The organism is Streptomyces sp. NPDC096176 (assembly GCF_044763255.1).
In the GTDB taxonomy this organism is placed as follows: Bacteria; Actinomycetota; Actinomycetes; order Streptomycetales; family Streptomycetaceae; genus Streptomyces.
Window position 1 is genome coordinate 150,275 of sequence record NZ_JBIWFV010000004.1, and the last position, 12,367, is coordinate 162,641.

Below are 12,367 nucleotides of genomic sequence, written 5' to 3' on the forward strand. Positions count from 1 at the left end.
CGCAGGGGCATGGACTTCATTGAACTCGACGGCGTGGAGAAGGTCTTCGACGTACGGCGCAAGGTGGGCCGACTGCGCAGGGAGAAGCACCAGGTACGGGCGGTGGACGGGATCAGCTTCACCGTGCCGCGCGGAGAGATGGTCGGCTACATCGGCCCCAACGGCGCCGGCAAGTCCACCACCATCAAGATGCTGACCGGCATCCTGACCCCGAGCGGCGGCCGACTCCGGGTCGCCGGTATCGATCCTTCGCGCGAGCGGGCCCGTCTGGCCCAGCGGATCGGTGTGGTGTTCGGGCAGCGCACGACGCTCTGGTGGGACCTGCCGCTGCGTGACTCGTACCGGCTGATGCACCGCATGTACCGCATCCCCGATGCCACCTTCCGGCAGAACCTGGACCGCTGCGTCGAACTGCTCGACCTGGGGGAGCTGTTGGAGGTGCCGGTGCGTCAGCTGTCGCTGGGCCAGCGGATGCGGGGAGACATCGCGGCCGCGCTGCTGCACGACCCCGAGGTGCTGTATCTGGACGAGCCCACGATCGGGCTCGACGTCATCTCGAAGGCGAAGGTGCGGGACTTCCTGCGCGACCTGAACGCGGAGAGCGGCACGACGGTCCTGCTGACCACGCACGACCTGACCGACATCGAGCAGCTGTGCAAACGCGTGATGGTCATCGACCACGGGCGGCTGATGTACGACGGTGCGCTCACCGGGCTGCACGAGGTGGGGGAGAGCGAGCGGACCCTGGTGGTGGACCTCGAGCGGGAGTTGCCGCCGATTGAGGTGGAGTCGGCGCGGACGCTGAAGGTGGAGGGCCCGAGGCAGTGGCTGGCCTTCCCGGCGTCGGCGTCGGCGGCACCGCTGGTGGCGGCGCTGGCCGAGCGCTACCCCTTGGTGGACCTCTCGGTGCGGGAGCCGGACATCGAAGCGGTGATCGCCAAGATGTACGCGGAACGCTCGGTCTGAACAGCCCGCTTGGCTAGGCTGACGGTATGACGAGCGAACCTCCGCAGATGCGTGCCTCCGATGCCGAGCGGGAGCGGGTCGCCGAGCGGCTGCGGGACGCGGTCGCCGAGGGGCGTCTCGACATGGACGAGTTCGAACAGCGCCTGGACGCGGCGTACACCGCGCGTACGCACGGCGAGCTGGAGCCGCTGGTACGGGACCTGCCCGAGCCCGGCACGACCGTGGGCGCTCCGGCCGTGGCGTCGTCCAGGGGCGCATGGTCGGCGCGGGTGGGCGGCCCGGCGACGTCGAAGGTCGCCTTCGCGTTCTGGGGCGGCTTCCGGCGCAGGGGGACATGGACGATCGGCCGGAGGTTCACCGCTGTCACGCTGATGGGCGGCGGGGAACTGGACCTCCGGGAGGCCCGTTTCGAGGACCGCGAGACCGTGATCGACTGCGTCGCGATCATGGGCGGGGTCCAGGTCGTCGTGCCGCCCGGCCTGAACGTCGAGGTCAGGGGCATCGGCCTGATGGGCGGCTTCGACGAGCAGGGCAGCGTCGAGCCGGAACCTGACCCGGAGGCACCGCGCGTGATCGTCAGGGGCCTGGCCCTGATGGGTGGGGTCGGCCTGGAGCGCAAGCGCACGAGGGCGGAGAAGCAGCGTCTGAAGCTCGAGCGGCAGGAACGCGAGCGTGCGGCGCGGAACCTGTCGAAGGGCGACGACCGCAAGGAACTGGGCGGCGGCGCGTAGGCCCGCCGGAGGCGGGCCGCGCTGGGTGCGGGTTTGTTCGCGTGCGCGGTCCCTCCCGAACCGGGGCACGTCCGGGCCGTGTCCGCTTCGCGCGGGAGAGGTCCGGCCCCAGCGCATGAACCGGGGCGCCCGGGCCCGGGGTGCGTTCCGTGCCGGTTGACGAGCGGGGGCCGTTCGCTTCCGTTCCCCGGCCGTCGGCCGTCGGCCGTCGGCGGTCGCCTCGCGGTTCGCTGCCGTTCGCCCGGGCCCGTACGGCTGGCCGCGCGGGGTCCGGCGCCGGTTCCCGGAGCGGGGCAGCCCGCGCCCCCGTACCGCGCCCCGGGTACCGCGCCAAGCGACAAAGGCCCAGCGGGCGCCCCCTGTGCCTGGCGTCGAGGGAGATGCCACTGCCCACGTCCGCCAGGCCGCAGGAAGTTCGAGGCGCGGCGCCCCGGATTCGGGAAGGGCGGGGGCTACAGCGCGGCCAAGTCCACCGCTCCGCCCATCCGTGCATACCCCGCGTCGCTCGGGTGCAGATGATCCCCCGAGTCGTACACGGGCTTCAGCCGCCCCGGCGCGTACGGATCGCGCAGTGCCCGGTCGAAGTCGACGACCGCGTCGAAGATCCCGCCCGAGCGGACGGCCGCGTTGATCTTGAGGCGCTCCGCCTCCACCGCGGGGGTGCAGCGGTAGAGCCCGCCGCACGGCATCAGCGTCGAGCCGATGACCCGCAGCCCGCGTGCGTGCGCGCGGTCGGCGATTTCGCGCAGGCCGGCGGTCACGTTGTCGGCGGTGGGCGCGTGCGGGGCGCGGAGTACGTCGTTGATGCCGATTGCGACGATGACGGTGCGGACGCCGGACCGGTCGAGCACGTCGCGGTCGAAGCGTTCCAGCGTGCTGGGCCCGCGGCCGTACTCGAGCAGTCGGTTGCCGCTGATGCCCTGGTTGAGCACGCCGTAGCGGCCGCCGAGCCGGTCGGCGAGGATGTCGGGCCAGCGGCTGTTGGTGTCGGCGGTGGCGGAGACGCCGTCGGTGATCGAGTCGCCGATGGTGACGATCGCGCCGCGCGCCTCCGAGGTCAGGACGTCGACAGCGGTGACGTGGTACCAGGAGAGGGTCTGCTCCGTGTACGCGTCGCCCGCTTCTTCCTGCACGTGGTCGCCGTCCGCGATGTACGACGTCTGGCGTGCCTGCGGGTGGCTGGTGACCGGCCCGCCGGGGGCCGGGGTGTGGACGGAGATCAGCAGATCGCTGTCGTACGGGATCCGCAGCTCGACCGGGTCGCTGACGATCCGCCCGCCGGGGGCGACCGTCGTCTCGTGTACGCCGCCGAAGGTGAGCCGGCGCAGCGAGTCCGTCACGGCGGCCGGGCTCCCGCTGTCGCGCACGGCGAGTGACGCGCCGGTGATGAGCAGCGGCTCGGTGCCGTAGAGGTTGGAGAACGTGACGCGGGCGGCGGTGCCCCCGATGCTGGTGTGGACGACGTTCCGCACGGAACGGCCCTCGCGGCCGCTGGGCGCGCCGGGCGCGTGCGTGACGGGCGCGGCTGCGACGGGGCTCGCGGCCCAGGTGCCGATCCATGCGGGGGCGGAGACCGGGGGTGTACGGACCTCGGGTCGCTTCTTGACGGTTCCGACGCCGAGGTAGATACCGCCACATATCAGGGCAACCGCGGTCATGAGGGCAGCGAGGTTCACATACCCCTGACGCTTATTCATGGACACATCATCCGTCATGCCTCGGGAACTCGATGTGCCGCCCAGGAGTACCTGATGTAGGGACCAGTGATAGGGACATTGTGTACGGACGCAGTCGCGGACGGGTGGAGCGGATGGAACGTACAGAACGGGATCAGCCGGGCGGTGCGAGCGTCGTCGGTGGCGTCGGCGCCGCCGGTGCCGCCGGCGCCGTCGACGGCGTGCAGGCCCGGCCGGCCGCGTCGGCGGCCCTGCCGCCCTTCGCGTACACCGCGGCCGACGAGGAGAAGCAGCGCGGCGTTCGGCGTATGAAGGCCACGGCGACCGGGCTGCTGCTGCTCGTCGCGCTCGTCTTCGTCCTCGCCACCTGGGCGAAGAACGCGGGCCTTGGTGGCTGGGCCGCTTACGTCGCCGCCGCGGCGGAGGCCGGCATGGTCGGCGCGCTCGCCGACTGGTTCGCCGTCACCGCCCTCTTCCGCCACCCCCTCGGCATCCCCATCCCGCACACTGCGATCATCCCCAACAAGAAGGACCAGCTCGGCGCATCGCTCGGCTCGTTCGTCGGCGAGAACTTCCTCTCCGAGGACGTCGTACGGCTCCGGCTGCGCTCCGTCGGCATCGGCAGCCGGCTCGGTGCCTGGCTGGCCGAACCGGCCCACGCGGACCGGGTCACCGCAGAGCTGTCCACCGCGCTGCGCGGTGCGCTGACGGTCCTGCGCGACGCCGATGTGCAGGCGGTCGTCGGTGAGGCGATCACCCGCCGCGCGGAGGCCGCCGAGATCGCGCCCGGCATCGGGAAGACACTCGAGAAGGTCGTCGCCGACGGGGCCCACCACCGGGCCGTCGACCTGATCTGCGCCCGGGCCCACGACTGGTTGGTCCTGCACTCGGACTCCGTGATGGACGCGGTCGAGGGCGGCGCCCCCGGCTGGACCCCGCGTTTCGTGGACAAAAAGGTCGGCGAACGCGTCTACAGGGAGCTGCTGCGCTTCGTCACGGAGATGCGCGACATGCCCGGCCACCCGGCCCGCGCGGCGATCGACCGCTTCCTCGGGGACTTCGCCACCGACCTACAGTCGGACACGGAGACCCGCGGCCGGGTGGAGCGCATGAAGTCGGAGCTGCTGTCCCGTTCCGAGGTGCAGGACGTGATCGCGTCGGCCTGGGCGTCCGTGCGCGCGATGATCATCTCGGCGGCGGAGGACGACCGCAGCGAACTGCGCCTGCGGGCCCGCGCCTCCCTGCTGTCGCTGGGTTCGCGTCTCGCGACGGACAGCCGGCTCCAGGCGAAGGTGGACGGCTGGGTGGAGGACGCCGCGGTGTACGTGGTGACGACGTACCGGGGCGAGATCACCTCGCTCATCTCGGAGACCGTCGCCGGCTGGGACGCGGAGCACACGTCACGCAAGATCGAGGCGCACATCGGGCGCGACCTGCAGTTCATCCGGATCAACGGCACGGTGGTCGGCGCACTGGCCGGCCTGGTCATTTACACGATCGCCCATGCGCTGGGCGCGTGACCGGCGACGGCACCCGCGGCGGGCCTGATCGCCGACCTGGTCCGCGCGCGGGACTGCGGATCGTCGAGCACCTGGAGCGTTCCCCCGCGAGCTACGACCTGGCGTGCGCGCTGGTGGACCACGGGATCGCCGGCAGGGGCCGGATATGCGCTGGGCGCGTGAGGTCCCTGCCTGACGATCACGCGCCCAGCGCCTCTATGGGGAGGTGTAGAGGAATACGTACGGTGTGCCGGAAGTGTTCAGCCCGACCCGGATTTCTCCGGCGCGGCCCGGGGCCCCCGATGCCCCGCCGGTCCCGGGTCCCGGGATGCCCGACGCAGCCCCGATTCAGGGGTGTGCCGCCCCGGTCAGTGGCTGCGCCGGGTGACCGTCCACGAGGCCAGCGCCACTCCGGCGGCCACCGTGAACACCGCCGGCCACGCGCCCACCTTCTTGGCGAGCGGGTGCGACCCGGCGAACGCGGCGACGTACGCGGCGCTCAGCGCCGCCGCTGCCTTGGGCCCCGCGTCCTGATGCCACTGCCGGGCGGCCACGGCCCCGGCGGCGGCGAGGGCGACCCCGCCGAGGGGTCGCTGCCTGGTCCAGCGGGCGACTCCGTACCCGCCGACGAGTCCGCCTGCCGCCACCGCTGCTGCGGGAACCCTGGCCATCGCTGCCGCCTTTCGTTCTTTCGCTGTCACGTCGCTTCGAGCGTAGACGGCGCTCGCTCCCTGCTGGATGCGGGAGGGGCCGGAGGTCTCGGTGGTGCCAGGGGTAGAAGCGGCCCTGGGCGCGGTGGAAACGCTCTCCCGGCCACTGGACCGGCCCCCGGATCAGTGGAAGAGCTGGCCCCGGACCGCACCGTCCGGGAACTCCTCGGTGTGGATGTTGGAGTAGAAGCCCCACGGGTTGTCGCGGATCTCGGTCACCAGCTCGGGCTTCTGGTCGTGGAGCCGCCCGGAGACGGCGAACAGCCCCTCGGGCACCGGCTTGTCGAAGAAGCCGAGCACCACGTCGCCGTTCTTGCCGAAGTCGCCTTTGTGGACGTGCGCTGCGCTCGGCGCCTTGATGTCGACCCACGCGAGGGAGAAGTCGACGGTCGTGCCCTTGGGGTGCAGGAACGTCACCGCTTTGCCGTCGCGGTCGTTGACCTTCGTCGCGTCGTTGTTGGCGACCTCCTGGGCGCCGTTGGCGAGGGCCCGCAGCTTGCCGCCCTTGATGATGTGGAGCGGGTTGATGTTCTTGTGCAGCTGCTTCAGCTGGCCGCGCACGGCCCCGCCGGGGAACTCCTCGCTGTGCAGGTTCATGTAGAACCCGGACGGATGCTCGACGATGCTCTTGGCGAGCGCGGCGTCGGTGACGGTCGTGTGCCCGGCCGCCGAGTGCAGAGACTCGGGCATCGTGCTGCCGAACAGGGGCACCTTCACATCGCCGTTCTGCCCGGCGGCGCCCTCGTGGATGTGGCCCTGGCTCGGTACGAACCCCTTCCACTGCATCGCGAACACCACTCGGTCGCCCTTCACCTGCACGAGGGCGACGGCCTTGCCGTCGGGGTCGTTCACCGCCGCCCCGCTCTCGTCGGGTACCTCGTGCGCGCCGGTGAGGACGGCGGCGAAGGTGACGGCGCGGCCGTGGCTGGGTTTCGAGACCGTGGAGGCGCCGGTTTGCCCTTTGCTTCCGCCCCCTCCGTGGCTGTTGTGTGCGACGGCTGGGACGACACCGGCCACGGCCAGCACGAGGGCGGCGGCCGGCACGGCGAGAGTGCGCTTGTGCATTGCGGATGAACCTCTCGTTGGGGGCCGACCGGTCGTGGTCGGTCGGGGTCTTGTACGAGCCGCCCGCGCGCCCCGTTCAATGGCAGCAACCGCGGACTCCGTTGAACAGCCGCTCAGTTGAGGCCGTACCTCCCGCCGTACGCACCGCCCGCTCCCGCCCCGGAAGCCGAGGGATCACACCATGCGCACCACCCGGACCAGCACGCGCACCAAGGCCTTGATCGCAGCCCCGCTGATGGCCCTGGCGCTGCTCACCGCGACCGCCTGCGAGGACTCGGACGGCTCGGGCTCGTCGTACGGCGCGGGCGCCGCGAAGCAGCCGGCGGACCAGCAGGCCCCGGCCGAGCCGCCCGCCGAAGCGCCGCCGAAGGAGCAGCCCGACGCCGAAGAGCCCGCCGCCGAGACGCCGCCGAAGCAGGCGCCGGCGCCCTCGATCTCGGTCCGCACGGCCGAGTCGGATCTCGGCACGATCCTCGTCGACGACCAGGGCCGTACCCTCTACGGCTTCACCAAGGACAAGCCGGGCCAGGCCAACTGCGACGCCGACTGCATCGCCGTCTGGCCCGCACTCATCTCGGCCAAGGACGTGACGGCGGGAGAGGGCACCGACGCGTCGCTGCTGAAGGAGATCAAGCTCGGCGCGGGCGCGGAGCAGGCCGTCTACGGCGACTGGCCGCTCTACTACTACGTGGGCGATGTGACGGCCGGCGACGTGAACGGCCAAGGGCTGGACGACGAGTGGTTCGTGATCGCGGCTGACGGCAAGCTGATCAAGTCGCAGGCGTGACCTGCGGATTCCCACCCTCTGCCTGCCGCTAAGCGCCCGGGCTCACTCGCAGCCGACACCGTCTCCGTCGCGGTCCAGGTGCCGCCCGTATCCCGGGTCGCCGACGCGGACGGGCGCGGCTCCGGCAGACCGTGCGGCGGAGCAGTTGGCGTAGTACGTGCTGCCCGACCCGCCCCCGGACGTACCGCCGCCGTCACTGCCGCCGCTGCCGCCGCTCGTGCCGCCGCCGTTGTACGGCTCGCACCCCACACCGTCGCCGTCGCGGTCCAGGTGCGACCCGTAGCCGGGCTCCCCTTCGTGGATCGGAGCGGCTCCGGCGGCGCGCACGGCGTCGCAGTTGGCGTACGAGACCTTGGGCTTGGTCTTGGGCTTGGGAGTCGGGGTGGGCGTGGGCTTCGGCTCCGGCTTCGTGACCGTGATCCGTACGACGGCGGTGGCCGACACGGCCTCCGCGCCCGCCCCGGCCTTCACCTCGACGCGGTAGGTGAACTCGTCCTCGCCCCCGTACCCGGCGGTGGGTGTGTAGGTGATGCCCGTGCCGTCGACCTCTGCGGTGCCGTGGCTCGCGGGGCTGTCGACGGTGAGCGTGAAGTCCTCGGCTTGCAGGACGTCCTCGAGCGGCGCGAAGGGCGCGTCGCTGAGGGTGGCCGTGTCGTTCTCCAGCACCTCCACCACGATCTCCTGGCCGGCGTCGGTGCTCTCCTCGTCGTCGACGAGGGCCAGTCCGGGCTTCGGCGAGGGCGTCTTTGTCGGTTCCTGTGTGACTGCAGTGCTCGACGTCGCCGCAACGGGCTTGGCATCCTCGCCCCCGCCCCCGCCGCACCCGACCAGTGCCGCGGCCATTCCCACGACGCAGACGGCCGGAACGATCCGTCCGCGGACTCTTCTTGCTGTCATTGGCCCCCCAAGGCTGTTGAACAGAAAACGAGGGGCCGAGCATGTCATTCCTGTGAGTGAGTTGTGGGCGGAGTTGGAGAAGTTGTGACGAAAATGTGTGCGGCACGGGGATGAGGGCCGGCAGGCTCCGCCCCCACCAGCCGGTACCGTCCGCGACGTTGGCGCTACGCGTCGGCTCGCCGGCCGCCCGCCAGCACGGGCAGGTCGCAGTCCAGCCGGGCAAGGACCCGGCTGCGCAGCAGCTCGTACTCGTCACCGCGCCGCCGCGGCCGGCCCGCGGGCCTGGGGACGGTGCGGCCCGCCGTGACCGTCTGACCGAGCCGGAACTGGTCGCGCGTGAGGTCGATCTCGAGGCCGCCCGGCAGCCGGTTCCACCAGTGGAAGCCGTGCTGCTCGCCGTCCAGGTGCACCTCGCCGACGACGAGGTCGCCGCCGAGCAGGTCGTTCACGAGCAGGGCCGTGATGTCGCACTGCCCCAGGGGCCGGGTTGTCGCCGCTCCAGCTGGTGCGCTCGAGATCGTCGGGAGCGCAGGTATCGGCGGCCCAGCTTGCGCGCAGAACGTTCTCGATGTCGGTCGGAGTCCGCGGAATCATGTCCGCAGGATTCCGCACCCCACTGACAGCGCTGACCGGCGTGCCGCCGGACGGTCAGGGCCCGGGAGCACCTTCTCGCTCCGGACCTGCTACTGGCTCCGGACCTGGATCAGGGCGTGCGTTCCGCTGGTGCGCCATGCGTCGCCGCTCGACTCGAGCGAGGCGAGGACGTCCCGCTCCAGGCCGACGATCACGTCCGACTTCAAGGTGCGCAGCGCGGCCACGGGCCCGGGGAAGTACCCGGTCCGCTCCGCGAACGGCGTTGTTGGTTCCCACAGTTGGTCGCCGACGAGACGGCGGTAGTTCAGATCGCCCTTCAGGACGGTCACCGTGGCCCCCGCGAACTGCTTCCGCAGGCTGTCGGGCATCGCGCCGTACGGGAACGGTGCGCAGAAGAACCCGTGCGCGCGGACCTCGAGCCGCCCGTCGGCCATCGCGGCTCGGAGTCGCTGCCCGATCTCCGAGGCGTACGCCGTCGCGGGGGCGTTCATGAGCCGGCGCAGACTGTCGACGACGTCCGCCATGGTGGCGTCGGAGACGTAGTACGGGTACGGCTTGACGTGCAGGACGACGTCGGCGGCTCGCTCGGTGTGCAGCAGGTGGTCGACGAGTACCAGATCGGGGATGAGTTCCCGTCCCGCGTTGTCCGCGACGAGGTGCACGGTGGCGGCGCGGCCGACCGGCAGCAGCGACCAAAGAGCGTCGCTGTCGTCGGCCACGAGGTGGGAGTCGACGCGGTCGGCCTGGGCGGCGGCGCCGTCGGAGTCGAGACGGAAGCCGAGGTCGGCGCGGTTGCCCCACAGAGCCGCGCCCAGGAACGCCGACGCCCGGACGTCCGCGGGCTGCTCGGCCGGCTCGTCGAGGGCGGCCAGTTCGTCGTCGACGGTCACGCTGCGCAGCTCGGCCGCCTTGAAGGGGCCAAAGGGATCGATGCCCTGCCAAGGTCCGGATGCGAAGTAGCCGAGGGCGCCGAGGAGTTTGCGGTAGAAGTAGCTCTCGGCCCACAGGAACGGCACATCGAACCACGACCGCCCGAAGTGCCCCTGCCCCCAGACGGACCACCGTTCATGGTCGTGCGCGTTCGCGGGGAGCGGCTCGATGACACCGTGGGCGGTCTCCTCGAGGAGCGCGTCGAGGGCGTGATGCTGGGCGGGCCCGAGGGGGAAGGCGTCGCGCACCTGCTGGATGAGCGCCGGGTGCCGCTTGGCGAGGACTCCCCAGGCGAACGACCCGGGTTGGTTGCTCAGGATCACGGGCGCGCGCACGGGGTCGTTGTCGGCGCTTGGGGGCGCGTCGTCGGACCTTGGGGGTGTGGCGTCTGCGGTCATCGGCCTCTCCCAGGACGTCAGTGCTAGCCGAGTCGCTGCTCGCGAACCGCCGAAGCGAAGTGAGTCCAAGCGGGGCAGCTGATGGCCAGTTGAGGGCCATCCTTGTGCTTGGAGTCCCGTACTGATGCGTTGTAAGCGGCCAGGCGAACCTCCACGCACTCACCGCCGGAGCCGTTGCTGTAGCTGCTCTTGAACCATCCGTCGCCGTGGCTAGGTCCGGTGTAGATGCTCATGAGTAGTGCTCCTCCATGACACGCTTGATCAAGGCTGCCGATCGCGGTGGGCTGGAAGCGATGGCTCGAAGATTGTCGTACGCGCGGGTGTATTCGACCACGTCATCCGGCGCCTCAAGGTAAATCGCGTCGGTGAGTCCATCGCGGTACACGACATCTGGGTCTTCCTGCTCGGGAAACCCCAGGATGGTGAACGCACCTGTCGCGGGGTAAGTGCCAGCGTTAAACGGAAGCACCTGCAACGTCACGTTGCGCATGGCAGCGACCTCTAGCATGCGCTGAAGCTGGTCGCGCATGAGCGCGCGGCTCCCCATCACATGGTGCAGCACACTCTCGTGGATGATGCACCAAAGGCTCGGGCCCCCGGGGCGCACGAGCATCGCGTGGCGCTCCATGCGGACGTTCACTGCCCGTTCGACGTCCGAGCTCGCGAGCTGCTTCGAGGCGCGGTGCACCTCGGCCGCGTACTCCGGCGTCTGCATGAGGCCGGGCACAAGTTCACATTGGTACTGGCGCAGGCTTGATACATCCTGCTCAAGCCCGATGTAGACCGAGAACCACTGGGGAACGCCTGCACCATGGGCTTGCCACCAGCCCCGGACCTTAGAGTCTTTCGCCAGCGATTTGAGGAACTCACGTAGTTCTTCCGTCGTGTCGTAGAAGCGGCAGAGCGCATCCACGTCCGAAGGTTGCACGCGACCGCTTCCAGTTTCCAGGCGGTTGACCTTCGAACCGCTCCAGTCGAGGGCTTGGCCGACCTGGTTGCAGGTCAACTTGTTCTCCTCGCGCAGCTTTTTGAGTTCGATCGCCAGGCGACGGCGGCGAGCGGTGGGAGACCCGGCCAACGCAACTCCTCGCTAGTTACAGGTCGTTCAGTGTCCCTTTAAACGTCGCTCTCGCCAATCACTCTATCGAGCGAATCGCATCGTGCACATTGCATGAAGAGGATTGCAGGTGCCACTCTCGCTGAGGGAAGCGCACGATGCGTGGCCGCGCAAAGGCGCACAGTGACGAGTTGAGAGGTGGGCGTGTTGAAGGTCGTGCCGTGTGTACGCCGCAAGCCGCTTGAGCTGCCCTTTCTGGCTGAACCTCCCGAGGTGGCGGGGCTTCGGCGGGTCGTGCGCCTTCACTTGGAGGCCTGGGGACTCCATGAGGTGGTGGACAAAGCCCAGCTCTGCATGAGTGAACTCGTGACCAACGTGATTCGGCACGTTGGGGTCGGCACCCCGACCACACTCAGGCTTGCGATGCAGGGCACTCGCCTGCGCATCGAGGTCCACGATCCGGATGCTCGTGCCCTGCCTACACTTCTCGCCCCCGACTGGGATAGGGAAGAGGGGCGGGGGGTTGTACTCCTCGACTCCATCGCGGACTCGTGGGGAGTGTTCCTCTGGGAGGGCTCGAAGGTCACCTGGTGTGAGCTAGTCACCAGCCTGAGCTCGCCAGAGGGCCACGTGGGCAACCTCGGCGTAGCGAGAGCTGATGCTCTTCTCGGTCTGTACGGCCGGGTCGCCCGCAACCAACTCGGCAGTGCTAGTCGCCTGGACGTCGCGGTGGCGGAGGAAGCGGCAGTGGACATCGTCGCCGATCTGGCGATGTGGCTGCGGGCGCACGGGCGCGACGTGGAGGACGTTCTGGATCGAGCGCTCGTGCACTGTGACGCGGAGTTTGGTCTATAGGACGCTGTCGGCCAGCTCTACGAGTACCGCTACTTCTACTACAGCGAGATCGGACGTCCCGACCCCCGCATGCTCGCGCTCTTTACGAGTGATATAGGTGTCTACTCGCAGTATTTGGAAGGGCATGGCATCGCTTCCCTCTGGCAGACCGAGGATGGGTGGTGGGGATCGCCGATGGCTGTCGAGTGGGAGATGGTGAGCC

At 70.1% G+C, this 12,367-nt stretch carries 12 protein-coding genes and 1 pseudogene; 5 read left to right on the plus strand and 8 right to left on the minus strand.

Translation table 11 applies throughout. The features are described 5' to 3' along the window. Positions 1-9 precede the first annotated feature (9 nt). Both ACIQ7Q_RS12465 and ACIQ7Q_RS12470 read left to right on the plus strand, forming a co-directional pair. Positions 10-966 carry an ATP-binding cassette domain-containing protein gene (locus ACIQ7Q_RS12465; protein ID WP_403859400.1) on the plus strand — a complete coding sequence of 319 codons (957 nt, stop codon included), beginning with the start codon at positions 10-12 and terminating at the stop codon, positions 964-966. Positions 967-992: 26 nt separating this feature from the next. Beyond that, positions 993-1,697 (plus strand): DUF1707 domain-containing protein, encoded by a 705-nt coding sequence (locus ACIQ7Q_RS12470; RefSeq protein ID WP_403859402.1) that lies wholly within the window; start codon positions 993-995, stop codon positions 1,695-1,697. 452 nt (positions 1,698-2,149) lie between these two features. On the opposite strand, the gene ACIQ7Q_RS12475 is transcribed toward ACIQ7Q_RS12470, so the two are convergent. Continuing rightward, complete coding sequence (locus ACIQ7Q_RS12475; RefSeq protein ID WP_403859404.1) at positions 2,150-3,394, minus strand: SGNH/GDSL hydrolase family protein; 1,245 nt, start codon at positions 3,392-3,394, stop codon at positions 2,150-2,152. Positions 3,395-3,507: 113 nt separating this feature from the next. Between ACIQ7Q_RS12475 and ACIQ7Q_RS12480 the strand changes: the two genes are divergently transcribed. Continuing rightward, positions 3,508-4,893 carry a DUF445 domain-containing protein gene (locus tag ACIQ7Q_RS12480; RefSeq protein WP_403859406.1) on the plus strand — a complete coding sequence of 462 codons (1,386 nt, stop codon included), beginning with the start codon at positions 3,508-3,510 and terminating at the stop codon, positions 4,891-4,893. 347 nt (positions 4,894-5,240) lie between these two features. Here ACIQ7Q_RS12480 and ACIQ7Q_RS12485 read toward each other — a convergent pair whose 3' ends face one another. Next, positions 5,241-5,543, minus strand: a complete 303-nt coding sequence (locus ACIQ7Q_RS12485) for a hypothetical protein (protein ID WP_356630502.1) — start codon at positions 5,541-5,543, stop codon at positions 5,241-5,243. A 162-nt stretch (positions 5,544-5,705) separates the two neighbouring features. Next, positions 5,706-6,647 (minus strand): CHRD domain-containing protein, encoded by a 942-nt coding sequence (locus tag ACIQ7Q_RS12490; RefSeq protein ID WP_403859408.1) that lies wholly within the window; start codon positions 6,645-6,647, stop codon positions 5,706-5,708. 181 nt (positions 6,648-6,828) lie between these two features. Here ACIQ7Q_RS12490 and ACIQ7Q_RS12495 point away from each other — a divergent pair, with 181 nt between their 5' ends. Beyond that, positions 6,829-7,434 (plus strand): hypothetical protein, encoded by a 606-nt coding sequence (locus ACIQ7Q_RS12495; protein WP_403859410.1) that lies wholly within the window; start codon positions 6,829-6,831, stop codon positions 7,432-7,434. Positions 7,435-7,476: 42 nt separating this feature from the next. On the opposite strand, the gene ACIQ7Q_RS12500 is transcribed toward ACIQ7Q_RS12495, so the two are convergent. The 5 genes and pseudogenes from ACIQ7Q_RS12500 to ACIQ7Q_RS12520 all read right to left on the minus strand — a co-directional run bounded on the left by ACIQ7Q_RS12500 (position 7,477) and on the right by ACIQ7Q_RS12520 (position 11,331). Then, a complete protein-coding gene (locus ACIQ7Q_RS12500; RefSeq protein WP_403859412.1) occupies positions 7,477-8,331 on the minus strand; it encodes an excalibur calcium-binding domain-containing protein in 855 nt (284 codons plus the stop codon). A 164-nt stretch (positions 8,332-8,495) separates the two neighbouring features. After that, a pseudogene (locus tag ACIQ7Q_RS12505) lies at positions 8,496-8,925 on the minus strand (hypothetical protein). An 89-nt stretch (positions 8,926-9,014) separates the two neighbouring features. Beyond that, a complete protein-coding gene (locus ACIQ7Q_RS12510) occupies positions 9,015-10,253 on the minus strand; it encodes a damage-control phosphatase ARMT1 family protein (protein ID WP_403859414.1) in 1,239 nt (412 codons plus the stop codon). A 23-nt stretch (positions 10,254-10,276) separates the two neighbouring features. After that, entirely contained in the window at positions 10,277-10,486 is a 210-nt protein-coding gene (locus tag ACIQ7Q_RS12515; RefSeq protein ID WP_403859416.1) for a DUF397 domain-containing protein, read from the minus strand. Further along, the gene (locus ACIQ7Q_RS12520; protein ID WP_403859418.1) at positions 10,483-11,331 is read right to left on the minus strand and encodes a helix-turn-helix domain-containing protein; all 849 of its coding nucleotides are present in this window, start codon (positions 11,329-11,331) and stop codon (positions 10,483-10,485) included. The genes ACIQ7Q_RS12515 and ACIQ7Q_RS12520 overlap by 4 nt, the downstream gene beginning before the upstream one ends. A gap of 177 nt (positions 11,332-11,508) precedes the next feature. Between ACIQ7Q_RS12520 and ACIQ7Q_RS12525 the strand changes: the two genes are divergently transcribed. Next, positions 11,509-12,165, plus strand: a complete 657-nt coding sequence (locus ACIQ7Q_RS12525) for an ATP-binding protein (protein ID WP_403859420.1) — start codon at positions 11,509-11,511, stop codon at positions 12,163-12,165. The last annotated feature ends 202 nt before the right edge of the window (positions 12,166-12,367 follow it).

Coding starts and splice junctions, on each gene's coding strand:
- ACIQ7Q_RS12465 (WP_403859400.1), top strand. CDS start 10: ATGGACTTCATTGAACTCGACGGCGTGGAGAAGGTCTTCGACGTACGG.
- ACIQ7Q_RS12470 (WP_403859402.1), top strand. CDS start 993: ATGACGAGCGAACCTCCGCAGATGCGTGCCTCCGATGCCGAGCGGGAG.
- ACIQ7Q_RS12475 (WP_403859404.1), bottom strand. CDS start 3,394: ATGAATAAGCGTCAGGGGTATGTGAACCTCGCTGCCCTCATGACCGCG.
- ACIQ7Q_RS12480 (WP_403859406.1), top strand. CDS start 3,508: ATGGAACGTACAGAACGGGATCAGCCGGGCGGTGCGAGCGTCGTCGGT.
- ACIQ7Q_RS12485 (WP_356630502.1), bottom strand. CDS start 5,543: ATGGCCAGGGTTCCCGCAGCAGCGGTGGCGGCAGGCGGACTCGTCGGC.
- ACIQ7Q_RS12490 (WP_403859408.1), bottom strand. CDS start 6,647: ATGCACAAGCGCACTCTCGCCGTGCCGGCCGCCGCCCTCGTGCTGGCC.
- ACIQ7Q_RS12495 (WP_403859410.1), top strand. CDS start 6,829: ATGCGCACCACCCGGACCAGCACGCGCACCAAGGCCTTGATCGCAGCC.
- ACIQ7Q_RS12500 (WP_403859412.1), bottom strand. CDS start 8,331: ATGACAGCAAGAAGAGTCCGCGGACGGATCGTTCCGGCCGTCTGCGTC.
- ACIQ7Q_RS12510 (WP_403859414.1), bottom strand. CDS start 10,253: ATGACCGCAGACGCCACACCCCCAAGGTCCGACGACGCGCCCCCAAGC.
- ACIQ7Q_RS12515 (WP_403859416.1), bottom strand. CDS start 10,486: ATGAGCATCTACACCGGACCTAGCCACGGCGACGGATGGTTCAAGAGC.